Source organism: Prevotella sp., from assembly GCF_051059605.1.
In the GTDB taxonomy this organism is placed as follows: domain Bacteria; phylum Bacteroidota; class Bacteroidia; order Bacteroidales; family Bacteroidaceae; genus Prevotella.
The window spans coordinates 392,268-418,027 of the sequence record NZ_CP050883.1; the positions used below are offsets into that span (position 1 = coordinate 392,268).

Below are 25,760 nucleotides of genomic sequence, written 5' to 3' on the forward strand. Positions count from 1 at the left end.
AATTAATAATTTGATGTAAGTAATTCTGTATAATATTTCGTGATATTATATGACATGATTGTCTGAGCTAAAGCTATTCTCTGCTGAGAGAGTTGTGCTTGGGCTGTGAGAACATCTGTGGTGTTGGCAAGTCCCTCTTTATATCTGTTGTTTAAAATTCTGAGCGCTTCGGTTGCTTGTGCCACACTTGTATCGTGTTTCTTGATTTCAATTTGCAAATCATTCAGATCTCGTCGTGTCTTGTTAAGTTCCAGTCGGCTTTCATCAATAAATTGATTTAATTCTTTATTTATCTTGCTAGTTGTATAATTAGCAGACTTTATCTTACTACGGTTCTGATTTCCAGAGAATAGGTTCCAGGATAGAGAAATACCTGCCATGTATGAGCTTTTGTTAAAGCCAAAAACTTTATTATCATTCAGTTGATAGCTACCAAATGCGTTTACTTTAGGTAGGAGAGCCATCTCTGATGATTTAGCCATCATCTTTGATGCGTTAAGAGCAGTCTTCATTGCCATGATATCTGATCGTGTTTCAGAAACCTCTTTATTTTCAAATCCGACAATCTCCTGTGTCAGAGAATCTGTAGAATAGAGGCTTTGCTTGTCTTGAGGATTTCCAGCGATGAGGTTTAGTCCTTCAGATGCGTTCTCTATATTACTTGTTGCCTTAGAGAGTGCGCTTTCTACCGTGTTTAATTGTACTTCTGCATTCAGAACATCAGATTTTTGTACTAATCCCTGTTTGTAGAAGTTGTTTACTGATTGATTGATCTGTTTTATATCAATCAAAGTTCCTTGTAATATCTGTCTCAACTGATAGGCAAACTGTAGTTGGGTATAGGCTTTTTTTACTTCAAATGTTATATAATTTTTAGTATATGCCGATTTATATTTGTATACATCTTGCTGAAGTTTAGCACCTTTGCGTGCATAAATCATATCAAGATTGAATATAGGGAGTTTGGCATCGAGAGAAGTTCCGTAGTTATGCGTCGCTCCCGGATTGTTCAACTTCGATGGTTCAAAATCTTGCGATGTAGCAATGCCTTGTTGCAGTAGGAATCCGAATGCATTTAAGGGATTGTTGGTTACTATTGCTGCATAATTGACAGATAGCTGAGGTAAAAATACAGCGTCTGTTTGATGATAGTTTGCGTTAGATATTCGGTAATCAAGTTCCGCTATCTGTATGTTGGCGTTATTCTTTGCGGCAATAGCAACAGCGCTTTCCATAGAAATATGATTTTCTGTTTGTGCGCTCATTGCTATTGGGTTCATAAGAATATACCCGACTGCAATCAAAAAAAACTTTATTTTATTCATCTTTTGTCTTGTATGGGGTTAAAAAGTAATCTTCTTATTCAGCGAGTAGAATATCTTTGATAGCTTTCTCAAAGCCACTTTTTGGCATGGCTCCGACAGACATTTGTGGTGCACCGTTCATTGGAATGAACAATACTGACGGAATGGATCTTATTCCAAAGACAGCTGCGAGGTCTTCTTCTTGTTCTGTGTCTACCTTATATACATAGATACTGTCTTTATATTCTTCAGCCAGTTCTTCCATGATAGGACTTACTGCCTTACATGGACCGCACCACGATGCATAAAAATCAATTATTGCTGGTTTGTCACCAAGGTAATCCCATGTTGCAGGATTATGCTCGAAGTCTGCTACTTTTTTAAGAAACTCCGCTTTAGTCAATTGAATTGTTTTCATATATGCTGTGTTTAAATGTTTATATTGTTATTTAATTCTTTAATGATCATACTATTTCTTCGGTTTGTATGGTTTTATTATGTCTTTGTAAACTTGTCTTTTATCGTTTGACAAAGAGCAGCCTCCTGCTCCGCAACACGATAAATTAAATATCCCTTGGAACATAAGCAATGCACCGAAAAGTGTTATTACATTCTCTTTAGAAGTTATGCCCATAACGCATAAACCTATTCCGAAAACCATTCGAATGATACGTGATATGTTCCAATCAACGAGTATTCTGTTCATCCATTTAAAAGTACTCTCTTTCATATTCGTTTTTATTATATTGTTCGTAATTTCTTGTAGATTATAATTCCTAAAGATATATATTCCTTTGGAAAACATTGCAAATATAAGTCATGTTTTCTATAAAACAAAATTTCCAGAGGAAAATATTATGTTTGCATGTGATATTTTCTACTTATTTTACAATATTACTTAATTTCAATGCAAATGGGATATAAAGTATGGTCTTCTATAAAATATTTAATTCTTTATCATGGTGCTATTTTTAGTGTAATACAGCAACGATAATGTAATATTCCATTCTGTAAAATAAAACACGTTTTATTTTGCTTTTCCACTCGTTTGCATTACTTTACCTTCGGTGAAGATACGCTGCACTCGGGAAAACAAAATTAAAACACGTTTTATTTTGCTTTTCCACTCGTTTGCTTTACTTTACCTTCGGTGAAGATACGCTGCACTCGGTAAAACAAAATTAAAACATATTTTATTTTGCTTTTCCACTCGTTTGCATTACTTTACCTTCGGTGAAGATATGCTGCACTCGGGAAAACAAAATTAAAACACGTTTTATTTTGCTTTTCCACTCGTTTGCTTTACTTTACCTTCGGTGAAGATACGCTGCACTCGGGAAAACAAAATTAAAACATGTTTTATTTTGCTTTTCCACTCGTTTGCAGTATCTTTGCATAATATAATAATTTAAGGCAAGCAGAATGAAGACATGTTATGTTGCGGCATTGGCATTAGCTATAGCTGTTGTATCTTGCAAGCAAGACAAAAGAACCGGTGATATAATAACTAAAAAACCGGTAGCTGAAGTTCATAAGACAATTCAAAAAACTGGCGATTATTCTCAGACACGTCATGTGAATTGGCTTGGGAATAATTATTCTATTGTAGTACAACGACTGGCAGAAACATCTTCGACAGTTGTTGATGATGCTTCAGGAAACAAATATTATGATAATAAGATTATTGTAAGAATATTGAGAACAGACGGCACTGAATTCTTTAAACGTGAATTCAAAAAGTCTGATTTCTCTTCGTATATTGATAATTCTTATAATGAAAAAGGTGTGCTTTTGGGTGTAGTCTTTGATAGGGCAGAAGGAGACAATATGTATTTTGCTGCAAGTGTAGGCTCACCAGACAAATTGAGTGATGAGTATGTTCCGCTTGAAGTGAAAGTATCAAGAACTGGTAGTGTCTCTATTTTAAAGGATACACAACAGGATGCTGGAGGTCAACAGCAGACAAGCGATGATGAAGAAATGACAGAAGATTAAATAACATTGATTATATAACATAAGAAAAAGAGATTAAGGAAATTCCTTAATCTCTTTTTCTTGTTATTTGGAATTAATTAATAACCCTTATTCTGCCAGAAACCAGTAGTGCTGTTTTCTTCTGTTGTCAAGTTGGTAACAGAGTTTGTTTCTGCATCTGGTATTGGACGATACAAATGATGGCTGTCTATGTTGGCAGATCCCTGCGCATTATATTTCTTCACGTATTCAACGAGTTTACCAGTACGCTTAAGGTCGAACCAACGTTGGAATTCACCGCAGAGTTCAACACCACGTTCCTCAAGAATATCGTCGATAGAAGATATGCTGCTTAAAGAATTGTCTTGTCCTGATATTGCGCGAGTCTTACGAAGTGCGTTGATAGTGGCAAGAGCATCAGTAGCACTACCTGCTCCAAGCTGACCTTCTGCCTTGATGAGATACATCTCTGCCAAACGAAGAACGAAGAAGTCGCGATAAGAGATATCGTAAGTTGGATATGTCTTGTCGTAAACATTATCAAGGAACTTAGATATACATGGGAAAGAACGATATCCTTCAATCTTTGGATCATTATAGCGTGCATCGCCATATACATCAGATATTGTTTTTCCACCAGTTGTAGGAAGAGCTTTTGACTCGTCGGTAGATGTATAAACAGGAATATCTCCACCTATTGCAAATTGAATGCGATAACGATTCTTTGCCCAAGCCTGTAATGCCTTACCTTCTTGTGAATTTCCATCTAAGGTGCTATAGTAGATAGCCGTGTCACGGAATGCCTGTAGCTTGCTGGCATCAGTTATATTTTTATCAGCCCATGCACCCATCTTAGTATAGTTCAGTGCATTTTGTGAAAGGTCATGGTTTGCAATGCGATAGGCATCAAGCATTGTTCCCTGATAACGTTGGTCAGTAGACTGATGCTTTGCAAGTATACGCCATAAGTGTAACGAAGGAAGATAGCGTGTGAAACCACGTCCATAAGGTGAATATGCTGCAGCTACAGCTACATTCTGTCCTGTTTTCTTGCTTGTTATAGTATTTCCGTCGTCAGTTGCACGAAAGAATACATATGTATTCTTTGTTCCGCTTCCACCAAGATCGTTACATCCGTTGTTCCACATAGGGACAAACATCAGCAACATAGAACTACCGCCACGAGTGTAACCTGTACGTGTGATAAGACTGTTATATTCTGCGTTGTTTCCATAACGTGGAGGTATACAGTTTACTGTAGATTTCAAGTCACTTGAATATGAAACTCCAAACAAAGCCTCTTTATTATTTGTCCAGTCCTCATTGTTCATAGACCATAAGTCGCTGTAGTTAGAATATAGAGTTGCTCCACTTCCGGTGATGACAGCATCAGCCTCTGTAGCTGCTGCTGCGTAAAGAGCTTTAGCATTCATACTTGAATACTTGTCATTTCCAGCTACTTTTTTATTTAACTGTCCGTTTATCCATGATGCAGCATACAATAGCACACGAGCTTTCAATGCACGTGCAGACCATACAGTGGCATGTCCGCTAGCCTTTGTTGTAATAGCTGCTAAGTCAGTAATGGCATTGTCCAAATCTGCCAGAATCTTACCATACACATCGTTTTCAGGTATACGTATAGGATTGGTGTTCTGGGCTGTGATAGGGGAGTCATTGTAAGGAATCGCACCCCACATATTAACCATGTTGAAATATGTAAGTGCTCTTAAAAATTCAGCTTCACCCTTATACTTAGCTTTAGTGGCATCGTCAATCTGAGCAGATTGTGCAACATATTTCATCGCATTGTTGCACACATCAATACCAGCATAGCCCATTTCCCAATATTGGTCAAGACAAGGATTGTCATTTACATTATCGTCTAGTGATACAGAAGATATGTTGTATGAGTTCATAGACTTCTGCTTATTATCAAAACCATAGTAGAATAAGTCTGTTCCACCTTCTGTAAGACCTAAAGCTGGTTCTTTTCCATACCATCCACGCTGGAATGCGTAGCATGAAGAAATCAATCCCTCAATACCAGATTTTGTGGTATAAGTGATATCTGCTGTTTCACCAGTCTTGTTCTTTTCATCTAGGAAGTCTGAACAGGATGTAGTGCCCAATAGTAATGATGATGAAACGGCTATATATAATAATATTCTTGTTTTCATGTTCTATTTCTTTTAGAATTCGAGATTAATACCGATAACTGCTTGCTTGGCAAGTGGGAATGAAAAATCACCACCAGCTTCTGGATCGAAATTGTCTATATGTGAGAATGTAAAGAAGTTCTTTAAAGAACCATAGATTCTTGCATTACTCAAGCCAATCTTTGAAATCCATGTTTTCGGTAGACTATATGATAGCGTGATATCCTTAATCTTCAGGAAGTCGGCTTTCTCATATAGTAATGATGAACCGTAAGTGGTGTAGATAGACTTATCAGCTCCAGGACTTGGGAATTTTGCATTTTGGTTTGTATATGTCCAATAGTCTGTGCATCCGCCACCCCAGTTGGCAGTCTCATAATCAAGTCGGTTATTCATTGCGTATGGTATATAGCCACCGAGGCGTGCCATAAGCTGAACGCTAAGAGAGAAATTCTTGTATGTGAATGTATTGTTCATACCCAAGAGATTTTCAGGATCGGCATTGTAAACTTTGCGGTCATCTGAAGATAACTTTCCATCGTTATTGCTGTCTGCGATTTTCAGCGTACCAGGATCTCCGTATCCAGAAGGATAGCTTGCTGCTACCTCGTTGCCGTTGCTGTCATAGAACTTATGGTTTGCTATGTAGTTGGCGAATTCACCTACAGCCCATGTGCCATAAGTCTCATAGTCTATATATGTGTTGACACGTTCCCCAACGATTCTTGCACTATGATTAATTCCTGTTTCATATTTGTTAATATCATCTGTCAATTCTGTAATCTTGTCAGACATGTGAGAATATGACCAGTTAATATTCCAGCTGAAGTTCTTTGAATCAATGACAAGAGTGTTTAACTGAAGTTCTATACCAGAACCCTTTGTCTTACCGATATTAGATATAACACTTGGGAATACAGAAGAAGTAGGAGCAGACTTGTAGAACAACAAATCATTAGTCTTGCTGAAATACATGTCAACGCTACCGTTTATTCTATTGTTTAGGAAACCGAAATCAAAACCTACGTCAAAAGAAGATGTCTTCTCCCATTTAAGGTCTGGATTACCCATGTGACTAGGTATCTTACCAGCAACATCATTACCAGCAAAATTGTAATAGATTGATGATGAGTTTAAGGTAGATAAAGTCTGATATGGATCAATGGCAGAGTTACCAGATAAACCCCATGACAAACGTAGCTTCAAGTTGTCTAACCATGATTTTGTTCCTGCCATGAATTTCTCCTCTGTAATGCGCCATCCTACTGCGGCAGAAGGGAAGTATCCCCATTTGTGACCTTCAGCAAGTTGTGATGCTCCATCAGCACGAAGTGATAATGTTGCCAGATACTTGCTATCATAAGAATAGTTTACACGTGAGAAAAATGACAGCATACTCTTCTTCGTATATTCGTTTCTAATTGTAGGAGACGTTATTTTTGATAAGTCATAGAATGAACTTTCATAATAATGTGTTGTTCCTGCATCACCGAATATATTTGTAGATTCATATACAGACTGCAATAGCTCATGGCCAACCAATGCTGTTAAGCTACTCTTTGAACCACCAAAATTAGTGTTGTAGTTGATTGTATTGTCCCATGTGAGAGAGGTTGTGTTGTATTTTTTTGATGAAATGTAATCGGTATGAGGAGTCTGATAGCGTGTTGTACTCTCATAATCCTGATACAGACCATCGCGGGCATCTGAACGATCGGCATTAAATAATGAACGAAACATCAAACCCTTGAATGGGGTGAACTCAATATAAGCATTTCCAAAGAAACGAGTTGTTTCTATGTTATGCTGGAAACGACCGTCAACCATGTCGAGAAGAGGATTGCTGTGGGCTGTATACCATGGGTTAGGAGCTGCATTGATGCTTCCGTCTGATAGATAGGCATGAGTTATTGTCGTCATCTTCATTGCCTGAGAGAATACTCCTGAATTGGCTTTGTCGTTGTCCTTATAAGAGAACATTAGACTACCGCCAATCTTGAACATATTGTTGATTTTGTGGTCAATATTGACTTTACCGTTGTAACGGCTCAACTTATCCTGATCCATAAGACCATTATCATACATTGCACCAAGAGAAACATTGAAGTTTGTTTTTTCGTTACCACCAGATACTGCTAAATCGTAGTTCTGTGATGCAGAGTTCTTTAGAATAAGGTCGCCCCAGTTAGTGTAAGACTTATCCTCGTATATACTGTAAGTCAGAGTGCCATCCTCAAGTTTATAACCAGCTGTAACCTGTTGAGCTGTAGCATTCGAGGTACCCCATTTACCACTTGTCTTATCAGCAATATAGTTTGCTTTGTCAATCAGTCGGTTCATTTCGGCGTCACCATACATTGACGTTGGAGTACTTGTAGGACTATTGAATGAGTTGTAGACATTAAGATTAACCTTTGTTTTTCCAGCTTTACCATGCTTTGTTGTTATGATGATTACACCATTTGCACCTCTACTACCATAAATAGCTGTAGATGAGGCATCTTTTAATACTTCTATTGACTCAATGTTATCAGGGCTGATATCAATAGTAGAACCATATTGAACACCGTCAACAAGAACCAGCGGACCGTTTTGTGCCAATATAGAGCGAGTTCCGCGCAATGTCATGTTCAGACCGCCACCAGCTTGACCATCAGATTGGGTAATGTCTAGTCCTGGAATCTTTGCCTGCATAGCCTGCATAGCGTTCGCAGAAGCAACTTTTTCTAAATCTGACGATTTGATAGATGAGATGGATCCTGTCAAATCACGCTTTTTCATTACGCCATAACCCACAACAACCAACTCGTCAAGAGTCTTGTCATCGCTTTGCATAACGATGTTAAATTTTGTTTGGTTGCCTACTTTTACGGACTGTTTCTTGTAACCAACGTAAGAGAATTTAAGGATAGCACCATCGTTGACATTGGTGAGAGTAAAATCACCGTTAAGGTCTGTTACTGTACCACCAGTGCTTCCGCTGACGATGCTTACGCCAATAAGTGGTTCTCCTGTGTTGTCTTTGACTGTACCTTGAATCGTCTTCTGTGCAAAAGAAGCCATACAAAGCATGCTCAAAAGCAAAGTTAATGAGACTTTTCTTAATTTTAAATACATAGAATTTGTTTTAGTTTGACATGTTACTATTTATATTAGATATAAGTGAATTGTTTTTCAGGTACTTTAGTTTGACCAAATTTAGTGATTATTTTCAGTTTTGATTTAAATGCTTTCCATTTTATTGATTATTTAATAATATTATACTATTATTTTATTTGGTTAACAAAAAGAGGCTGCATCATTATTATGATGCAGCCTCTTACTTAACTTATATATCTTTTACACTCTAAGCAATGCTTGATGAGCCTTCTCAAATGCTGGAGGATATTTTCCAAGGAAGCACATGTTAACTAAGCAATTTGCTAATATCTCTACATCATTGAGGTCTACACCTTTATCACGAGATACATCCTTGCCAAGTATTACTTCCCATGGACCATTGAAGCATGAATCTTCGGCACCCATGTATTGCTCTTCACCCTTGCCCTTGTTAAGCTTGTATTTAATACTTTTTGAAGAAGCTACAGGACGCATGGAAGCCATAATGTTGTAGGCTTCGTTTAATGGATCACGAAATTGAGCCGTACCTGGAAACATATCGTTTATGACGGGCATTATCTCGTCAAATTCGTATGCTTTTATTAATTGGTGAAGTTTCATATTCTGTATATTTAGAATTTAGCCATCTTAATGGCATCTATGGCACATTCGTCACCCTTGTTTCCAAGTGAACCGCCACTTCTATCCTGAGCTTGTTGCAAGTCATTTGTTGTCAACAAACCGTAGATTACTGGTATTTCCTGACTCGCATTGAGTCTTGCTATACCATAAGTTACCCCTTGACATATATAATCAAAGTGCGGAGTTTCACCTCTGATGACGCTTCCAAGGATAATGACGGCATCATATCCTCCATGAAGAACCATTTGACGTGCTCCATAAACAAGTTCAAAACTTCCCGGAACTGTTCTTACATGAATATTCTCTGGCAGAGTTCCATGTTTTTTCAAAGTGCTCACCGCTCCGTCGAGAAGAGCCCCTGTTATATCTGGATTCCATTCTGCAACAACAATGCCGAAACACATATTGCTTGCATCAGGAATCTTACTTAAGTCGTATTCTGAGAGGTTATGTAATGCTGTTGCCATTATCTTGATGCTCTTTCTATATATTTGTCTATTTCCTGACTCTGAACGAGTGGAGAGTTGACGTATTTTGATTTAATATTTTGATAAATATCCAATGCGTCTTGTTTCTTTCCCTGACTTTCTAGAAGAATTGCTGCTTGAAGGCGGAATGTTGGAGAAAGACTGTTGTTTACTCCATCTTTACCTTCGCTGTCTGCCATATCTGCTGCTTTCTTAAGACTTGTTATAGCCTTATCCAACTGGTTTACGTGTGCATAAGCATTACCAAGTGCAGCAAGTGCAGCTGGGCTAACCATAGCATCGTTTGATGGTGAATACTCATCTAGATATTTCACAGCGTCATTCCACTTGTTAAGATTTGCATAACTCAATCCGGCATAAAGATTAGCCAAATTAGCTGCATCAGTTCCACCATAATTGTTTATGATATTAACGAAACCGGTAAATCCTGCACCGTCACCGTTAAGAGCTTTGTCAAACTGCTCTGCATTGAAATATTCTTGTCCTTTTGCTAATTCTGTAGAAGCCTTTTCTTCACGAGGACCACCTACATAAGCCTTGTAAATGAAGAATCCTGCGATAATTACGATAATTGCCAATACAGCAACGATAATAGCTTTCTTGTATTTATCGAAGAAAGTCTCTGAATTTGAGAGGGAATTATTAGAATATACCCTCTGTTGGTTTTTGTTTGCCATTATTATTTGTTTTTTTATTTATTTCTTTTTCAGTATCCCATCCTAATTGGATAAGTGGTATAACGTCGCAAAATTACGTAAATAATCTCACATATTGAAATATATTTCCTTTTTTTTTCGTTTTTAAGTTATAAAACCGATAACTTTGCAAATGAGATTATGATACTGAATAAACTTTCCATAATAAATTATAAGAATATCCGAGAGGCTACTGTTTGTCTGTCGCCAAAATTGAATTGTTTTATTGGTAGTAATGGAGTTGGGAAGACCAATTTTTTAGATGCGGTCTATTATCTCTCTTTCTGTCGAAGTGCGTTCAATCCGATTGATTCACAAGTCATTACTCATGATCAAGAATTCTTTGTTCTCGACGGTAGCTATATAAGAGATAATGGTGATGTAGAGAATATTTATTGTGGAATGAAGCGTGGTACAAAGAAGCATTTTAAGCGTAATAAAAAAGAGTATCGCCGCTTGTCTGAGCATATTGGACTGGTCCCGCTTATATTCGTTTCTCCTTCGGATTCTATTCTTATTGAAGGTGGAAGTGAAGAGCGCAGAAGGTTGATGGATATGGTGATTTCACAATACGATAATTCATATATCGAGGCGTTATCTTCATATAATAAGTCTTTACAACAACGTAATGCATTGTTGAAAATGGATGACGAACCAGACGTCGCAATTATGGAAATATGGGAAGAACAAATGGCTGTAAATGGTGAAATTATTTATCATAAGCGTGATGAATTTGTTAAGTTGCTTGTTCCTATCTTTCAGGAGATATATAATCGTATTTCTGGTAATCATGAAATTGTGGCATTGAACTACATCTCTCATTGTCAACGCGGCGATCTGCTTGATGTTATCCGTAGAGATCGTTTTAAAGACAGAGCTGTTGGCTATTCATTACATGGTGTGCATCGTGATGATTTGGAAATGCTTATTGATGGCTATCAAATGAAACGTGAGGGAAGTCAAGGACAGCATAAAACTTTTGCATTGGCTTTGAAACTCGCGCAGTTTGATTTCTTGAAACGTACGTCTTCTAATACGGCACCATTGTTATTGCTGGATGATATTTTTGATAAACTTGATGCAAATAGGGTGGAGCAAATAGTAAATCTTGTTGCTGGAGATAACTTCGGACAGATATTTATTACAGATACAAATCGTGATCACCTTGATAAAATATTGGAAAGTGGTGAGTTTGACTATAAATTATTTTCCGTTAATGACGGTGAAATAGAAATTAAAGATTAATGTTTAAACGCGATGTAAAAACATTGGATGAAATCTTGAAGCGCCTTTTGCGCTCTGAAGGTTTTGAAACGCCTCTTTTACAGAAGCGCCTTATTGATTCGTGGGAATCAGTAGTTGGTAGTTCTATAGCAAAGTATACTGGTGAAAAGTTTATAAAAAATCAAACTCTATTCGTGAAAATACTTAATCCTGCTTTGCGCCAAGATCTTAGTATGATGCGCTCCAAAATTGTTAAACATCTTAATGATAATGTTGGGGCAATGATTATCACTGATATAAAATTCTTCTAGCAGATTACTTCGTCCATTTTTATATCAGTTTCCTCTGTTGGAACAACTTCTACTTTTTGAAAATTAAAACATATACCAATCTTATATGTTTGTGGTATTTGATTAAGGAATCTGTCATAATATCCTTTGCCATGCCCTAATCGGTTCCCGTTGTCATCGAAACTCATGCCTGGTACAACAGCAACATCAATATTCTTGTAGTCCTCATACTTTTTACCAACAGGTTCCATGATGTGGTAGGCAATACCTTCGCTAAGGTCATTTTTATCTTTGTACTCTCTAATCTCAAGTTCTTCTCCGTTTATAACAACAGGGAGCAATACTTTCTTGCCCATAGCAACCAATGTATCTACGGCATTGTGTGTATTAACTTCGTCGGGCATAGAATAGTACATTAGAATAGTTTTTGCCTTTTTTATTTTCTCATTCTCAAGGAGTTTATTCATAAGCATAAGCGACAGTTCGCCTAGCTTTTGGCTAGTGAACTGTCGCTTGCGCTCTCTAATATCTTTTCTTAATTCTGTTTTAAGCATTTGCAATAAAGTTTCTCCTTAGTCCAACATTGTCAAAATGCTTACCAATCATTGCTACTTTTTGCCCTTTCAAAACTTTTTTGACAGGTTTTTTGGGGAAGGCAGACTTGTTTTTGAATACTCTCATAGCCGATAATACTACAGGATCGTCTTGATTAATGTATTCATTCCAAGCTTCTTCGTCAAGCATATTGTAGACAATTCTACTGTTGATATAGCGTTCCAGCAGCTTATGGCTCTTCATTATCATAAGGTTACGGCGTTGTAGCCCATGATGGTCTGCGTAAACAGTAAATTTATCAACTGTATTCTGCTTTTTTAGATAGTCGCTGAGTTCCATCATCTCCTTAAAGTTGTTTAACTTAGGACGATTATCATCAGTGTATGTAAATGCAAATTGCAGAATAAGTCCGCTCATTGATGCCTGTTTGTAGTATGACGTAATGCCAGTAGTATCTTCTGGTACAAATATATCAGGAGTTATTCCACCACCACCATAAACAGCACGTCCGTTTGCCGTATGATATGCTGGACCTGTATGCTTAATACTGTCTTGAGAGAAGAATTCTCCGTGTAGATATCTACTCATAAGATCTTGCTGATATTCAGGATCTTCGCCATTTACATAAGGTTTCTGTATGCAGCGTCCTGAAGGAGTATAGTATCTGGCAATTGTCAGTCTGATCATGCTTCCGTCAGGGAATCCAATCTGTTGCTGAACAAGTCCCTTACCAAATGAGCGACGACCGATGATAGTAGCACGGTCATTATCCTGCATCGCACCAGCGAAAATCTCGGAAGCTGAGGCAGAGCCCTCGTTAATTAAAACTACCAATGGAATATTCTGGTATGTGCCCTTACCATCAGAACGATAGTCTTGTCTAGGACTCTTTCTACCCTGAGTATACACAATGAGCTTATTCTTAGGAAGGAATTCGTTGGCAATTTGTACGGCACTATTAAGGTAACCACCAGTGTTGTCGCGTAAATCAATTACTAGGTTACTGAAGCCTTCTTGAGAAAGTTTTGCCAAAGCAATAAGCATCTCTGGATAAGTTGTTTCTCCAAAGTTCTTTATTCTAATGTAACCAGTTTCTTCGTCAATCATGTAAGTAGCAGAAATACTCTTTTGTGGTATTTCACCTCTTGTAACAGTGAAATATTTAACAGCTTTCTGTCCAAATCTCTCAACTCCAATCTTGACTTTTGTATCTTTAGGACCTTTGAGTCTATGCTGTGCTTCTTCGTTAGTAACTATTTTACCAACAAATCTCTTGCCATCTACATTTACAATTTTGTCACCTGCCAATATTCCTGCACGTTCAGCTGGTCCGTTTTTGATGACATTCTGTACATGTATGGTATCTTCACGAATCGTAAATTCGATACCAACACCAGAGAATGAACCTTTCAAATCATCATTTGCAGCTTGTACATCCTTTGCACTGATATACACTGAATGAGGATCTAACTCTGACAGAATTTGTGGAATTGCCTTGTCTACAAGTGAGTCGATGTTAACTTTGTCAACATACTGATCATCAATAATGTGCAACAGATTGTTTAGTCTGTTACTTCCTGAATTGATGATGTTCAGTCTGTTACCCGAAAAATGATTAGCATAAAACGTTCCGATAAAGATACCTGCCACAACGCATAGCGCCATGATAAGCGGCATCCATCGGTTATTTTTCTTCTGCTCCATATTGTTTAATATTATTTCTCTTTTTACAGTTACCTGCTACTTAACTAAAATTCACTTGCCATATAGACAAGGAAGATGTTTCTATTCTTTTTCTCCTAAATAAATAACTTCAATACCTGCTTTTTTCATTAGGTTGATACCGTCTTCAAGTCGATATTTCTCACCATAAACTACACGCTTTATACCTGACTGTATAATCAGTTTTGAACATTCAATACATGGTGACGCTGTGACATAAAGAGTACTGCCATCACTATTGTTATTGCTTCGTGCCAGTTTCGTAATAGCATTAGCTTCAGCGTGTAATACGTATGGATGAGTAACGTTGTTGGAATCTTCACACAAGTTTTCAAATCCACTAGGTGTTCCATTATATCCGTCACTGATAATCATCTTGTTTTTTACTACAAGTGCGCCAACCTGTCTACGTTTGCAGTATGAGTTCTCAGCCCATATCCTTGCCATACGCAGGTATCTGTAGTCTAACTTCTCTTGTTTTTCCTCAGCAGTCATATTGGTTATTATTAATATAGTTGTATAACTATTATTTTATTCCGTTTCTTTTTAATAATGCTTCAATAGTCGGTTCCTGTCCTCTGAATCTCTTATAGAGTGCCATTGGATGTTCTGTTCCGCCCTTTGATAGTATATTCTCTCTGAAGCTTTTTGCGGTATTCTTGTCAAATATACCATTCTTCTTGAATACGCTGAAAGCATCAGCATCTAATACTTCAGCCCATTTGTAGCTGTAGTATCCTGCTGCATATCCACCAGCCATGATATGACTGAACTGTACGGTCATACATGTGTTTGGTAATTGTTCAGACAGCATAGCCTTTTCCCAAGCTTTCTTTTCAAATGGAATTATATCTTCATTAAATTCGTTCTCCTTTGTGTAGTATGCCATGTCTAGAAGTCCGAAGCTAACTTGTCTCATGCAACCATAAGCAGCCATGAAATTTCTGCTCTTGACTATTCTGTCTATCAGTTCGTCTGGAATAGGCTCACCTGTTTGATAATGGAATGCGAATGTGCGCAAGAAATCTTTCTCTACAGCATAGTTCTCCATGAACTGTGACGGTAGTTCTACAAAATCCCACCATACGTTTGTACCGCTTAAACTCTCAAAGCGGGTGTTTGCGAACATACCATGTAGTGAGTGCCCGAATTCATGTAGGAATGTTTCAACTTCGCCAAGTGTAAGCAATGCAGGTTTGTCATCAGTTGGTTTTGTCAAGTTCATGACAAGACTCACGTGTGGTCTACTGTTGTTTCCCTTGTGGTCTATCCATTGTCCCTTGAATTCTGTCATCCAAGCTCCACCTTGCTTACCGTTTCTAGGATGGAAATCAGCATATAGTACGGCTAGGAAGCTGTTGTCTTCGTCAAACACTTCATAGGCTTTTACGTCTTGGTTATAAACCGGTATCTCGTTATTTTCCTTGAAAGTTATTCCGTATAGTTTTGTTGCAAGTCCGAATACACCTTTTATCACATTTGATATTTCAAAATACGGTCTTAGCATTTCTGCGTCCAGATTGTATTTTTCCATTTGTAGCTTGTGTGAGTAGAAGCTGAAGTCCCAAGGTTCTAGTTTGAAATCATTTCCTTCAATCTTCTTAGCCATAGCTTCAATCTCTTCAACCTCATTTTGTGCAGTTGGTTTATATGCATCTATTAGGTCGTTAAGCAACTTATATACATTGTCTGTATTGCTAGCCATTCTATGTTTCAATACATAGTCTGCAAATGTATCAAAGCCTAGTAGTTGTGCTATTTCTCTTCTAAGGTTTATGAGTTTCTTGCATATTTCCAGATTGTTTTCACTATTGTCGTGAGTACATTCTGTATTTCTTGCCATATACATATCCTTACGTAGATTGCGCATAGTGGAATATGTCATGAATGGGCTATAGCTAGGATAATCCAGTGTGAATATCCAACCCTCTTTATCTTTTTCTTTTGCAGTTAGTGCAGCAGCCTCTTTAGCAGTATCAGGCAGACCGTCAAGCTCATCTTCATTTGTGATATGTAGTTCGTAGGCCTTAGTTTCTTTCAATAAGTTTTGCGAAAATTGCAATGACATCATGCTTGATTCCTCAGTGAGTTTGCGCAATTTATCCTTATCAGTATCGTTCAACAGAGCACCACTTCTAACAAAGCCATCATAGCTTTTGTCTAGTAGCATCTGTTCTTCGGCTGTTAGGTCACGATGATGCTCGTGAACATATTTTATTTTCTCAAAAAGTTTCTTGTTAAGACTAACGTCGTTTGAATGCTTTGTGAGTATAGGACTTAACTTTTGCGCAAGTGCGTCCATCTCGTCGTTGGTATCAGCACTAAGCATGCATGAAAACACATTTGATACTCTATCCAATAAGTCGTAATAATGTTCACCTTTCTCGGTATCAATCCTTGCAATTGTATTATCAAATGTAGGCTCAGCTGTATCGTTGATGATTTTATCAATTTCTTCATCATCACGCTTTATACCCTCCATAAATGCCTCTTCGTAATCTGAGGTCTTTATGTGTTCAAACGGAACAGTATAATGTGGTGTTCCGTAGTCTTCAAAAAATGGATTTATTCTTTTTGTATTATGTGTATTATTCTCAATCATACTAACTAATGTTATTATATTTCTATATTATATTGTCAATTCCTGCGCCTGCATAATTGCAGTTTCAATCTTTTCAATATATATGTAACCACGTTTAAGTTCTAAAATTCCTATTTCCTCCATTCTGTTCAATGCCTTTGATACATCAAGTCTGCTATCATTTATTTCCTTTGCAAGTTGCGTCATTTTGATGTTGATGATTTTTCTTCCTGCTGGTTTAAGACATCTGTCAGAGATAAATCTAATGATTCTACTTTCCAGATTTTCTGGGTAATTGCGTAATAATTGTCGTTCTTGCTTTTGTATAATTGTAGACAGCATATTCAGTATGTTGATTCTGAATATCATGTATTTATCACTAAGTCTCATCACCTCGCTCTTGTCAATTTTCAATATTCTGCAAGTTGTCTTTGCTTTGAAAGTCTTCGTATAGTTTTGTATCAGACCGAATAATCTTTCCGGCTGTAATATTTCCGGTGATGAAATGTCCTCAATAATTTGGTAGCAATGATCGGCAGCTATAGTAACAACTTCTGCAATTCCGTTAAGAAGAAACATAAGATGATTACAGTTCTCGTTCTCGTCTATGATGGTTTCTTCTGGCTCGTATTTATGGAAATCGAATTTCGTATGTGCCACAACGTCTCCAAGGTCTGCCTTTCCAAATCCTTGAAATAAGGGTAGAGCCAATAGTTTGTTGTATAATTGAAATTCGTTTTCCATATCTTTATTTCTCTATCTTTTTCTGTAATGCTGGAGAATACCACACTTTGTTTTTGCCGTCTTTCCCTACATAGATAAAGTATGCCATCAATTCTGGATGTTTTTTCAGCACAGCCTCAGATTTTTCTATACCTAAAACCATGAATGCAGTTGCATAGGCGTCAGCTTCAGCACATCTATTTGCCAAAACGGTTGATGATAAAAGACTATGCTGAACAGGTCTGCCTGTCTTCGGGTCTATTTCATGTGCGTATTTCTTACCATTTTTATAGTAGAAATTACGATAGTTTCCACTTGTAGCCATAGCCTTGTCTGTGATATTCAACACAGTTTGAAGTTGCTGATTTGTGTTCAGACTGTCATCGGTAGGTTGGGTGACTCCAATCTTCCAAGGTAATCTCTTTTCGCTCAGACCGCTTGTCACAACTTCTCCGCCAATCTCAACCATATAGTTTTTTATGTCATGGCGTCTCATCACAGTTGCTACAGCGTCACTGCCAAACCCTTTAGCAACAGCACTGAAATCAAGCATCATGTTTTTAAGTTTCTTTGAAAGATATGTCTTTCCGCTCAATTTCTCCACGTTGATGTTTTGCATTCCTACGAGTTTCCTCAAACTATCTATCTGTTGCTGATCTGGCATCTTCTGGTGTTTGAATCCGAATCCCCATGCGTTTACAAGAGGAGCTACCGTAATATCAAAAGCTCCATTAGTGTCCTTGCTCACGTCTTGTGATAATGTCAGTACATTCATAAACATATCACTTGCCTCTACTTTCTTACCATTGTTGAAAGCAGCTACTGTTGATTTTTTGTTGAACATTGAAAATTCACCGTCAACTTTGTTAAGTTCAGCTAATATTTCATTGTTCAGATCTTTGTCATATTGATATGTAACGTGATACACCGTTCCGAAGATGAAACCTTCGTCTTTCTGATAAGGCATATCTCTTTGTTGCTTTACGATAAGAACCGTACCGACTATAAGAGCCAGTAGAAATGCAACTTGTACGTAAGTTTTCTTTTTTCCTTTCATTATAGTTCAAATGTTATGTTAAATTCTCCACCAAGTCGGCTGTTGCCGCTTTTGCCGTATCCTGGCACATACCATGCTTCTCCGATGTCTCCGTGTGTATGAAATAGTCTGCGCTTGTATCTCATGCTCCATCCCATTCTCACAGGTCCAAATATCTTTGCGTCTATTGTAAATACAGCCTCAAGCCAGTGATAAGTGCAACTTACGTCTTTAGCATTGAAGTCTGTCTTGTCGCCCCATATTGGATCAACGATCCCAGGGCTGTTAACGTCGTATTTAAAAGATGTATAGCCATATCTGAAACCTCCGTACACACGATATATATCATGTTTGTTTTTGCTAAGATTCCAGTCCATACCTATTCTGCCGTATGGTGCAGTTGATTTATATGTCAATTTTGTTGTAACATCCTCTGCGTTAGCTTTTCCTATACCTAGTTCAATGATTGGAAACCATTTGTCTTTAAGATTTACTCTCATTGCAGCCTGATATTGTCCATAGCTGCCGAATGCCAATTGAGCAGGCCCTACAAGATCTGTTGAAACGGCTATGCCTCTGAATAGTGGAATCGTATCAGGAGCAACTGTCATCACGACTTTCTTTCTGCCTTGTTGTGCGTTAGCAGTAAGGAAAGTAAGCATGATAACACTAATTACTGCTGCTATTCTTGAAATGTATGAGGAATGTACTCTTTGTAGCATCGTAAGTTACGTTTGGATTATTTATGACAATTGTGTCTATTCTGTTCTTTGTGTATGTCACGCCAGTTACAACGTGGAAGATGGCTGGATTGCAATCCACTGCTTCAAAATGAGGAGTGTTTGTTTTGGTCACCTTTATTGTGTCAAACTGAGCACTTGTTGCATTCTTTATTTCCATAAAGAAAACGTCTTCGTTGCGTTGATAGCTCATTGGTAGTTGAAAACTATCTGTGTTTACAGATTTGTTTATAATCACAGAGTCGTTACCATCACCTAGATTTGCCGATAAGGTCAAAGTATCTGCCAGCGTTTTAATGTTACCTGCTAGTTTGTATTTTGCGTACACACGATTATTTAGAGGACAATCAATGCTCGAACATCCTGCTACGACAAATATTGTTACCAATATGTACAGGGATAATCTCAAATCCCATCCTCTGTTTTTTTTCATTCTATATTTCTTTATCTACTTGATAATCGTTCCTTGAAGGGTTCTGTCTGCTTATCAAATCACCAAGGAATCCTGCTAGGAAGAATTGACTACCCAAAAGCATTGTTGTAAGTGCTATGTAGAAATATGGTGATTCTGTTATAAGTCTTTGTGGAATACCGTTGTATAAAGCGTATGCTTTGTCGGCACCTATGCATATAGTCGCGAATAAACCAATCATGAACATTATCGAACCAAGGAATCCAAAGACGTGCATAGGCTTCTTTCCGAAGTTGCTGAGAAACCAGAGAGTTATCAAGTCCAGATAACCATTGAAGAAACGGTTAAGTCCGAATTTACTACTTCCGTATTTCCTAGCCTGATGTTGTACCACCTTTTCTCCAATCTTGTCAAATCCAGCGTTCTTTGCAAGGTATGGTATGTATCGATGCATTTCTCCGTACACCTCAATGTTTTTAATAACATCTTTGCGGTATGCTTTTAGTCCGCAGTTGAAATCGTGCAGATTGTGCACTCCGCTTATCTTTCTAGCGGTGGCGTTGAAAAGCTTTGTAGGGAGAGTCTTGGTAATAGGATCGTATCTTTTCTCTTTGTAGCCAGAAACAAGATCGAAACCATCTTCTGTAATCATTTTGTATAGTCCCGGAATCTCGTCTGGAGAATCCTGCAAGTCAGCGTCCATAGTGATAACTACATCGCCTTGTGCTTTTTCGAATCCGCAATATAGTGCTGGACTTTTTCCGTAGTTCCTGCGGAATTTTAATCCCTTTACGTTATTGTCTTTTTCTGCCAGTTTTTCAATCACATTCCATGACTTGTCGGTACTTCCGTCGTTCACGAATATTATTTCATAGCTATAGTTATTGGCTTTCATCACGCGCTGTATCCATGCGTGTAGTTCTGGCAGTGATTCTTCCTCGTTGTAAAGAGGTACTACAATAGTTATATTCATCTTGTTCTCAAACTTTTTTATTTCTTAATTCTAAATTTTGCGAATGCCGCAATGAATATTGAGCATATCCAACCTATTATCAGATTGTACACCATTATCATGAATGATAGTTCAAGAGGTGTCATTGTGTTGATAAGCGTCATTGCGTCATTGATTTCTTTTGTATCAATACCGTTCTGCTTGTAAGCAGTTTGCATGGCAAGCATCATAGTGCTTACTGTTCCCATGAATCGTCCTTGGTCTAGAAACCTGAAATATAGGAATTGTGCTACTCCGAATATCAGAGAACTATAGAAAAAAGTATACATGCAGTACACAAGTGCTCTCCTATAAGATATGCTACCTTCTAGAGCGTAGTTTCTGAAACTTATCATGCGCCATACTACGAAGAATGGTGTTGATAGAGCTAGTAGTCCACCAATGCTTGACTGTGGAGTTAAAATTGTAAATGCAAATGCTGAAATCCACAACAAGGCGAGCAATGCTCCATCCTGTCGTGCGAATGCCTTTGTCTGATTTATGGCACGAATATTAATCATTAACTGAAATTATGTTTATAAACAGTGCAAAGATAATTATTTTCTATCATATAAATTCATAACAAGATTACTTTTTGGCTTATTTTTACTTTTTAAACGCAAAATTTTCGTTATCTGCTGGGTAACTTTAAACTTTAAAGCTATTTGCTTTCTACCAAAAAGTTGTATCTTTGCACCAAAGTAATGTCATTTATGATTTATCCTGATAATTTTGAAGATAAAATCGGATTTACCGATATACGTAATATGTTGCGTGAACGTTGTTTGTCCACGCTTGGCAAGTCACAGGTTGACGCTATGGAATTTTCGTCAGATGATGCGCTAGTCAACGAACTTCATGACCAGACTCGTGAGTTGGCTGTACTCCTTAAAGAAAATCCTGATTTCCCATTGGGCAATATATACGACATGCGTGAGAGTTTGAAGCGTGCTCGTATTGCTAATACTCATCTTGAGGAGGAAGAATTCTTTCATCTTCGGCAAAGTCTTGACACGATCAATAAGATTGTTGGTATTTTGCACCCTGATGAAATAGAAAATGCTCCAGGAAAGGCTTTGTTTCTTTTGTCGGATGGCATTGCTACGTTTCCTAATCTTATTCAACGTATAGATCAGGTTATAGATAAGTTTGGACACATGCGTGACAATGCTTCTCCTGAATTACTTAGACTCCGTCGTGAACTTGCTAAGGCTGAAGGTTCTGTTTCTCGTACTTTGTATGGAATTTTACGTTCTGCACAGGCTGAAGGTGTTGTTGATAAGGATGTAACTCCAACAATGCGTGATGGTAGACTGGTAATTCCTGTTGCTCCTGGATTGAAACGACGTATAAACGGTATCGTGCATGATGAAAGTGCTACCGGTAAAACTGTCTTTGTAGAACCTGCAGAGGTTGTTGAGGCGAATAATAAAATTCGAGAATTAGAAGCTGAAGAGCGTCAAGAGGTTATACGAATACTCATCGCTATAACCGATCATGTGCGACCAAATGTTACGGAAATCCTAGACTCGTTTAATTTCCTTGGCATAATGGATTTCATAAATGCCAAAGTTGAGTTGGGAAAGAGTCTTTTTGCCATTTCTCCTGAAGTTAAGTCGTCACCATATATGGATTGGATAGAGGCCAGACATCCTTTGTTGGAAAAACGTTTATCTGCCAATGGTGGTAAAATTGTATCGTTGGGTATAACTCTTAATTCAGACAAGCATATTCTTATTATTTCTGGTCCTAATGCTGGTGGTAAGTCAGTCTGTCTTAAAACAGTAGGACTGTTGCAGTATATGTTGCAGTGTGGTCTGCCTATTCCTGTCAGTGAGCGTTCTACTTGTGGAATCTTTGATGACATGATGATGGATATTGGAGATGAGCAGAGTCTTGAAAACGATTTGTCTACATATTCTTCTCATTTGTTGAATATGAAGAATATGATGAAGCAGGCTTCGGATCGTACCCTTATCCTTATTGATGAATTCGGTACAGGTACTGAACCGCAGATTGGTGGTGCCATTGCCGAGAGTGTCTTGGATAAGTTTTGTTCAAAGGGTGCATGGGCTGTAATCACGACACATTATCAGAATCTTAAGCATTTCGCTGATTCTCATCCTGGAGTTGTCAACGGTGCTATGCTCTATGATCGTCATGAAATGCGTGCGCTCTTTCAACTTGCTATAGGAAGACCGGGCAGTAGTTTCGCAATTGAAATAGCACGCAAGATAGGACTTCCTGAAGATGTTATTGCAGAAGCTTCTGAGATCGTTGGAAATGACTATATACAAAGTGATAAGTATTTACAGGATATCGTGCGTGATAAGCGTTATTGGGAAGCCAAGCGACAATCTATCCATCAACGTGAAAAAGATATAGAGAAGACTATCTCTAAATACGAACAAGAAATTGCGGAACTGCAAAGTCAGAGACGTGATATTGTAGCAAAAGCAAAAGCTGAAGCTGGAGAATTGTTGAAGGAAAGCAATAAGCGTATTGAAAACGCAATCCGTGAAATCAGGCAGAATCAAGCAGAAAAAGAGGCTACACGTAAGATTCGTGAGGAACTGCGTGATTTCGAGACTGCTGTTAGTGAAGGAAATACCGCTGCAGGGAAACAGTCTCATGGAATTATTTCTGATGATGATTTCGAAAAGAAAATGAAGCAGATTGAGCAGCGTCGTCAACGCAAGGAACAACGTAAGAAAGAGAAAGCTGATAAAAAAAGCAGCCAACCTGTTTCTGTTTCAGATAAGCCAATTGATATAAATATGTCTATCGCCGATGGTTCAACTGGAACGATTGGGATAGGCTCAACAGTACGTATAAAAGGATTATCTTCTACAGGAAAAATAGAGTCTGTTGATGGAAAAATGTGTACAGTTATATTCGGCGGAATGCGTTCAAAGATGCGCCTAGATCGTTTGGAAGCTGCAAGTGGAGTAGGGAATAAAGAGAACGATGAGGCTGCTGATAACGCATATCAGGTAAGCCGTGCCACCCGTGAAACGATAGATGATCATAAGAAAAACTTTCATCAAGATTTGGATGTCAGGGGAATGCGTGGTGATGAGGCTCTTAATGCCGTTCAGTATTTCATAGATGATGCAATACTTGTGGGCATGAGTAGAGTACGTATCTTGCATGGAAAAGGTAACGGAATCCTTCGTAATCTTATAAGGCAATATCTTGCAGGGATTCCTAATGTAACCCATTATGCAGATGAGCATGTACAGTTTGGTGGTGCTGGAATAACGATCGTAGATTTCTAATAGATGTTAAAATCGTAAAATAGTTTATGTATTTTTTTTGCTATTCAAAAAAAATATCTACTTTTGCACCCGCTTAACAAAAGCAACATGGGCAAGTCCCTTACGGTCTGCTCCCTTGGAATCCCCCAGGACGGGAACGTAGCAAGGGTACTTGGTCGTAGCGTCGCGATAAGGATCGCTTGCCCACCCGCCTCTTTAGCTCAGTTGGCCAGAGCACGTGATTTGTAATCTCGGGGTCGTTGGTTCGAATCCGACAAGAGGCTCAAAAAAACAGAAGGATGTAGTTTTCACTACATCCTTTTTTTATGCTTGTTTAGCTCCGTATCTGTCTATAAGTATATGTTTCTTACCTTGTATACCCTCAAAATAGGGTGGTTCGCATCTTAGTTGCATGTCATCATAAATAAACTCAGCAATCACGGTGTCTTTTCCGTCAGGTAGTATTAGTCCCATTTTGCCGTTCTTCTTTGCGATGACAGGCATCATGCATAAGTCATCAACGTAAACGTATGGTGTTCTAATAAAATCATAAAGTGGGTGGATGAGAATTTTTCCTTCATGATCCTTAATACCAAACTTTTCATTTTCTTCAAACACGCTATGAAATTTGATATATTTTCTTTTTATTCGCTGTATGTAAGCTACCGTTTTTCTAGGATTACTTATCATTCTATGCCAGTAGCTGTATGTGTCACAATAGTTGGCTGCAGCCCTCACAATCACCATTTTCCAGTCAAGCCCACTAATGGCCTTTCTATTAAGGTCTATGTATTTAGCAATGGCTTTTTCTTTTTCAGGAACACTTAGCTTTGATAGCGATTCCTCAAATCTCATCATAATGGTTTTTGAACCCGACATGCCTTTTATGTATCTGTGTATCTGTCTTGACATTTCACAGCATACAAATTTGTCTATTTCCGCCAACTCAATTTTGTCAACGTATAGCTCATCGAAATTATCAGCTGTTATTCTTTTCATAATATTTACCTCCGTTTCTCCAAAAATACGAACTTTTCCTGATTCAGAAAAATTTTTAATTGGTAAATTGCTAAAACTATGTTATAAAACACGTCTTAACTAATATTAACCACGATGAGGTAACAAATGTTACCTTATTATATAATCATTTTCTTCTACCTTTGCCAAAAATAATAAAACATAGAAAATATGAATACTATTTATTCTTTTGAGCAATGGGATATTGATTTATTGGTTGATTACATTCAAAAAGTTCATCATCGTGGGATACGAGAAAAAGGCCCAAAGGTGCTAGATAAATTAATTGCTGTGGCAGAAGTCCACAAGGCAGACGTTCCAAATCTTCTAAAGGTAACAGAACATTTCCGTAATTCTCTTTATGATCTTGATGTGCATTGCAGTAAGGAGGATAATATTCTCTATCCTTATGTTTTAGAGATGTACGAGGCTTATGCACAAGGTCACACAGTTCCGCCGTTTCATTGCGGAAGCGTTCAGAGTCCCATCAGTGCAATGATGGCTGATCATGACGAGGAGGTGTCACGTCATAATCGCATAGCTGAATTGACTAACAACTATACTGCTCCAGATTCTTCAGATAATGATTATGTAGAAGCAATGCAATTATTGCGCGAATTTCGTCAGGCATTAGATGAACATGTGGCGATTGAAAACAAGGTTCTTTTCCCGATGGCTGTTAAATTAGAGACAATGGTGCAGCGTTAGAAAACGCCTTTAAGGGTAATAAAACGGCAATTATTTTTAATGAAAAGTGATTTTTTTTGAAAAAAGTTTCAGAAATATTTGGAGGTTTAAAAAATATCCATTACTTTTGCACTCGCTTTAAGAAACCAAGCTAACATCATCAA

General features: G+C 37.8%; 24 protein-coding genes and 1 tRNA gene. 6 read left to right on the top strand and 19 right to left on the bottom strand.

The window, feature by feature from the left end:
- Nucleotides 1-2: 2 nt before the first annotated feature.
- From HEQ28_RS01515 to HEQ28_RS01525, 3 genes are read right to left on the bottom strand one after another with little or no spacing between them, the layout of a single operon-like run.
- A complete protein-coding gene (locus HEQ28_RS01515; protein WP_434503434.1) occupies nucleotides 3-1,325 on the bottom strand; it encodes a TolC family protein in 1,323 nt (440 codons plus the stop codon).
- Between the two features lie 34 nt (nucleotides 1,326-1,359).
- Nucleotides 1,360-1,722 (bottom strand): thioredoxin, encoded by a 363-nt coding sequence (gene trxA / locus HEQ28_RS01520; protein ID WP_434503435.1) that lies wholly within the window; start codon nucleotides 1,720-1,722, stop codon nucleotides 1,360-1,362.
- 51 nt (nucleotides 1,723-1,773) lie between these two features.
- Entirely contained in the window at nucleotides 1,774-2,034 is a 261-nt protein-coding gene (locus HEQ28_RS01525; protein ID WP_434503436.1) for a hypothetical protein, read from the bottom strand.
- A gap of 692 nt (nucleotides 2,035-2,726) precedes the next feature.
- Between HEQ28_RS01525 and HEQ28_RS01530 the strand changes: the two genes are divergently transcribed.
- Nucleotides 2,727-3,299, top strand: a complete 573-nt coding sequence (locus HEQ28_RS01530; RefSeq protein ID WP_434503437.1) for a DUF4738 domain-containing protein — start codon at nucleotides 2,727-2,729, stop codon at nucleotides 3,297-3,299.
- Between the two features lie 77 nt (nucleotides 3,300-3,376).
- Here the strand turns inward: HEQ28_RS01530 and HEQ28_RS01535 are convergent, their stop codons facing one another.
- From HEQ28_RS01535 to HEQ28_RS01555, 5 genes are all read right to left on the bottom strand, one after another.
- A complete protein-coding gene (locus HEQ28_RS01535; RefSeq protein WP_434503438.1) occupies nucleotides 3,377-5,458 on the bottom strand; it encodes a RagB/SusD family nutrient uptake outer membrane protein in 2,082 nt (693 codons plus the stop codon).
- A 12-nt stretch (nucleotides 5,459-5,470) separates the two neighbouring features.
- Nucleotides 5,471-8,500, bottom strand: a complete 3,030-nt coding sequence (locus HEQ28_RS01540; RefSeq protein ID WP_434503439.1) for a SusC/RagA family TonB-linked outer membrane protein — start codon at nucleotides 8,498-8,500, stop codon at nucleotides 5,471-5,473.
- Between the two features lie 276 nt (nucleotides 8,501-8,776).
- On the bottom strand, nucleotides 8,777-9,157 hold the full coding sequence (locus HEQ28_RS01545; RefSeq protein ID WP_434503440.1) for a hypothetical protein: 381 nt from the start codon (nucleotides 9,155-9,157) through the stop codon (nucleotides 8,777-8,779).
- An 11-nt stretch (nucleotides 9,158-9,168) separates the two neighbouring features.
- On the bottom strand, nucleotides 9,169-9,645 hold the full coding sequence (ribH, locus tag HEQ28_RS01550; protein ID WP_434503441.1) for a 6,7-dimethyl-8-ribityllumazine synthase: 477 nt from the start codon (nucleotides 9,643-9,645) through the stop codon (nucleotides 9,169-9,171).
- Nucleotides 9,645-10,343: a tetratricopeptide repeat protein gene (locus HEQ28_RS01555; protein ID WP_434503442.1), complete on the bottom strand. Its 699-nt coding sequence runs from the start codon at nucleotides 10,341-10,343 to the stop codon at nucleotides 9,645-9,647. Before HEQ28_RS01555 ends, ribH begins: the two co-directional genes overlap by 1 nt.
- A 159-nt stretch (nucleotides 10,344-10,502) precedes the next feature.
- Here HEQ28_RS01555 and recF point away from each other — a divergent pair, with 159 nt between their 5' ends.
- Complete coding sequence (gene recF, locus HEQ28_RS01560; RefSeq protein WP_434503443.1) at nucleotides 10,503-11,606, top strand: DNA replication/repair protein RecF; 1,104 nt, start codon at nucleotides 10,503-10,505, stop codon at nucleotides 11,604-11,606.
- Nucleotides 11,606-11,896 (top strand): DciA family protein, encoded by a 291-nt coding sequence (locus HEQ28_RS01565; RefSeq protein WP_434503444.1) that lies wholly within the window; start codon nucleotides 11,606-11,608, stop codon nucleotides 11,894-11,896. Before recF ends, HEQ28_RS01565 begins: the two co-directional genes overlap by 1 nt.
- Here the strand turns inward: HEQ28_RS01565 and HEQ28_RS01570 are convergent.
- From HEQ28_RS01570 to HEQ28_RS01615, 10 genes are all read right to left on the bottom strand, one after another.
- Nucleotides 11,893-12,429 (bottom strand): 5-formyltetrahydrofolate cyclo-ligase, encoded by a 537-nt coding sequence (locus HEQ28_RS01570; protein WP_434503445.1) that lies wholly within the window; start codon nucleotides 12,427-12,429, stop codon nucleotides 11,893-11,895. The genes HEQ28_RS01565 and HEQ28_RS01570 overlap by 4 nt on opposite strands.
- Nucleotides 12,422-14,134, bottom strand: coding sequence for a S41 family peptidase (locus tag HEQ28_RS01575; protein ID WP_434503446.1), 1,713 nt, complete (start codon nucleotides 14,132-14,134; stop codon nucleotides 12,422-12,424). The genes HEQ28_RS01570 and HEQ28_RS01575 overlap by 8 nt, the downstream gene beginning before the upstream one ends.
- 81 nt (nucleotides 14,135-14,215) lie before the next feature.
- On the bottom strand, nucleotides 14,216-14,647 hold the full coding sequence (locus HEQ28_RS01580) for a deoxycytidylate deaminase (protein ID WP_434503447.1): 432 nt from the start codon (nucleotides 14,645-14,647) through the stop codon (nucleotides 14,216-14,218).
- A 31-nt stretch (nucleotides 14,648-14,678) separates the two neighbouring features.
- Nucleotides 14,679-16,754 (bottom strand): M3 family metallopeptidase, encoded by a 2,076-nt coding sequence (locus HEQ28_RS01585; RefSeq protein WP_434503448.1) that lies wholly within the window; start codon nucleotides 16,752-16,754, stop codon nucleotides 14,679-14,681.
- A 27-nt stretch (nucleotides 16,755-16,781) separates the two neighbouring features.
- A complete protein-coding gene (locus tag HEQ28_RS01590; protein WP_434503449.1) occupies nucleotides 16,782-17,477 on the bottom strand; it encodes a Crp/Fnr family transcriptional regulator in 696 nt (231 codons plus the stop codon).
- A gap of 4 nt (nucleotides 17,478-17,481) precedes the next feature.
- Nucleotides 17,482-18,513, bottom strand: a complete 1,032-nt coding sequence (locus HEQ28_RS01595; protein WP_434503450.1) for an FAD:protein FMN transferase — start codon at nucleotides 18,511-18,513, stop codon at nucleotides 17,482-17,484.
- Nucleotides 18,513-19,214 (bottom strand): DUF6048 family protein, encoded by a 702-nt coding sequence (locus tag HEQ28_RS01600; RefSeq protein ID WP_434503451.1) that lies wholly within the window; start codon nucleotides 19,212-19,214, stop codon nucleotides 18,513-18,515. Before HEQ28_RS01600 ends, HEQ28_RS01595 begins: the two co-directional genes overlap by 1 nt.
- Nucleotides 19,162-19,665: a DUF6452 family protein gene (locus HEQ28_RS01605; RefSeq protein WP_434503452.1), complete on the bottom strand. Its 504-nt coding sequence runs from the start codon at nucleotides 19,663-19,665 to the stop codon at nucleotides 19,162-19,164. The genes HEQ28_RS01600 and HEQ28_RS01605 overlap by 53 nt, the downstream gene beginning before the upstream one ends.
- A 1-nt stretch (nucleotide 19,666) precedes the next feature.
- Nucleotides 19,667-20,617 (bottom strand): glycosyltransferase family 2 protein, encoded by a 951-nt coding sequence (locus tag HEQ28_RS01610; RefSeq protein WP_434503453.1) that lies wholly within the window; start codon nucleotides 20,615-20,617, stop codon nucleotides 19,667-19,669.
- A gap of 17 nt (nucleotides 20,618-20,634) precedes the next feature.
- Nucleotides 20,635-21,156 carry a DUF4199 domain-containing protein gene (locus HEQ28_RS01615; protein ID WP_434503454.1) on the bottom strand — a complete coding sequence of 174 codons (522 nt, stop codon included), beginning with the start codon at nucleotides 21,154-21,156 and terminating at the stop codon, nucleotides 20,635-20,637.
- 192 nt (nucleotides 21,157-21,348) lie between these two features.
- Between HEQ28_RS01615 and HEQ28_RS01620 the strand changes: the two genes are divergently transcribed.
- Nucleotides 21,349-23,913: an endonuclease MutS2 gene (locus tag HEQ28_RS01620; protein ID WP_434504404.1), complete on the top strand. Its 2,565-nt coding sequence runs from the start codon at nucleotides 21,349-21,351 to the stop codon at nucleotides 23,911-23,913.
- 189 nt (nucleotides 23,914-24,102) lie between these two features.
- Nucleotides 24,103-24,176 (top strand) — tRNA-Thr (locus HEQ28_RS01625).
- A 40-nt stretch (nucleotides 24,177-24,216) separates the two neighbouring features.
- On the opposite strand, the gene HEQ28_RS01630 is transcribed toward HEQ28_RS01625, so the two are convergent.
- Complete coding sequence (locus HEQ28_RS01630) at nucleotides 24,217-24,891, bottom strand: hypothetical protein (RefSeq protein ID WP_434503455.1); 675 nt, start codon at nucleotides 24,889-24,891, stop codon at nucleotides 24,217-24,219.
- Between the two features lie 189 nt (nucleotides 24,892-25,080).
- On the opposite strand from HEQ28_RS01630, the gene HEQ28_RS01635 reads away from it, so the two are divergent.
- The gene (locus HEQ28_RS01635) at nucleotides 25,081-25,617 is read left to right on the top strand and encodes a hemerythrin domain-containing protein (protein WP_434503456.1); all 537 of its coding nucleotides are present in this window, start codon (nucleotides 25,081-25,083) and stop codon (nucleotides 25,615-25,617) included.
- Nucleotides 25,618-25,760: the final 143 nt, after the last annotated feature.

What these genes read in the sequence shown, in the direction of transcription:
- HEQ28_RS01515 (WP_434503434.1), bottom strand. Translation starts at nt 1,325, where the DNA reads ATGAATAAAATAAAGTTTTTTTTGATTGCAGTCGGGTATATTCTTATG.
- trxA (WP_434503435.1), bottom strand. Translation starts at nt 1,722, where the DNA reads ATGAAAACAATTCAATTGACTAAAGCGGAGTTTCTTAAAAAAGTAGCA.
- HEQ28_RS01525 (WP_434503436.1), bottom strand. Translation starts at nt 2,034, where the DNA reads ATGAAAGAGAGTACTTTTAAATGGATGAACAGAATACTCGTTGATTGG.
- HEQ28_RS01530 (WP_434503437.1), top strand. Translation starts at nt 2,727, where the DNA reads ATGAAGACATGTTATGTTGCGGCATTGGCATTAGCTATAGCTGTTGTA.
- HEQ28_RS01535 (WP_434503438.1), bottom strand. Translation starts at nt 5,458, where the DNA reads ATGAAAACAAGAATATTATTATATATAGCCGTTTCATCATCATTACTA.
- HEQ28_RS01540 (WP_434503439.1), bottom strand. Translation starts at nt 8,500, where the DNA reads ATGGCTTCTTTTGCACAGAAGACGATTCAAGGTACAGTCAAAGACAAC.
- HEQ28_RS01545 (WP_434503440.1), bottom strand. Translation starts at nt 9,157, where the DNA reads ATGAAACTTCACCAATTAATAAAAGCATACGAATTTGACGAGATAATG.
- ribH (WP_434503441.1), bottom strand. Translation starts at nt 9,645, where the DNA reads ATGGCAACAGCATTACATAACCTCTCAGAATACGACTTAAGTAAGATT.
- HEQ28_RS01555 (WP_434503442.1), bottom strand. Translation starts at nt 10,343, where the DNA reads ATGGCAAACAAAAACCAACAGAGGGTATATTCTAATAATTCCCTCTCA.
- recF (WP_434503443.1), top strand. Translation starts at nt 10,503, where the DNA reads ATGATACTGAATAAACTTTCCATAATAAATTATAAGAATATCCGAGAG.
- HEQ28_RS01565 (WP_434503444.1), top strand. Translation starts at nt 11,606, where the DNA reads ATGTTTAAACGCGATGTAAAAACATTGGATGAAATCTTGAAGCGCCTT.
- HEQ28_RS01570 (WP_434503445.1), bottom strand. Translation starts at nt 12,429, where the DNA reads ATGCTTAAAACAGAATTAAGAAAAGATATTAGAGAGCGCAAGCGACAG.
- HEQ28_RS01575 (WP_434503446.1), bottom strand. Translation starts at nt 14,134, where the DNA reads ATGGAGCAGAAGAAAAATAACCGATGGATGCCGCTTATCATGGCGCTA.
- HEQ28_RS01580 (WP_434503447.1), bottom strand. Translation starts at nt 14,647, where the DNA reads ATGACTGCTGAGGAAAAACAAGAGAAGTTAGACTACAGATACCTGCGT.
- HEQ28_RS01585 (WP_434503448.1), bottom strand. Translation starts at nt 16,754, where the DNA reads ATGATTGAGAATAATACACATAATACAAAAAGAATAAATCCATTTTTT.
- HEQ28_RS01590 (WP_434503449.1), bottom strand. Translation starts at nt 17,477, where the DNA reads ATGGAAAACGAATTTCAATTATACAACAAACTATTGGCTCTACCCTTA.
- HEQ28_RS01595 (WP_434503450.1), bottom strand. Translation starts at nt 18,513, where the DNA reads ATGAAAGGAAAAAAGAAAACTTACGTACAAGTTGCATTTCTACTGGCT.
- HEQ28_RS01600 (WP_434503451.1), bottom strand. Translation starts at nt 19,214, where the DNA reads ATGCTACAAAGAGTACATTCCTCATACATTTCAAGAATAGCAGCAGTA.
- HEQ28_RS01605 (WP_434503452.1), bottom strand. Translation starts at nt 19,665, where the DNA reads ATGAAAAAAAACAGAGGATGGGATTTGAGATTATCCCTGTACATATTG.
- HEQ28_RS01610 (WP_434503453.1), bottom strand. Translation starts at nt 20,617, where the DNA reads ATGAATATAACTATTGTAGTACCTCTTTACAACGAGGAAGAATCACTG.
- HEQ28_RS01615 (WP_434503454.1), bottom strand. Translation starts at nt 21,156, where the DNA reads ATGATTAATATTCGTGCCATAAATCAGACAAAGGCATTCGCACGACAG.
- HEQ28_RS01620 (WP_434504404.1), top strand. Translation starts at nt 21,349, where the DNA reads ATGATTTATCCTGATAATTTTGAAGATAAAATCGGATTTACCGATATA.
- HEQ28_RS01630 (WP_434503455.1), bottom strand. Translation starts at nt 24,891, where the DNA reads ATGAAAAGAATAACAGCTGATAATTTCGATGAGCTATACGTTGACAAA.
- HEQ28_RS01635 (WP_434503456.1), top strand. Translation starts at nt 25,081, where the DNA reads ATGAATACTATTTATTCTTTTGAGCAATGGGATATTGATTTATTGGTT.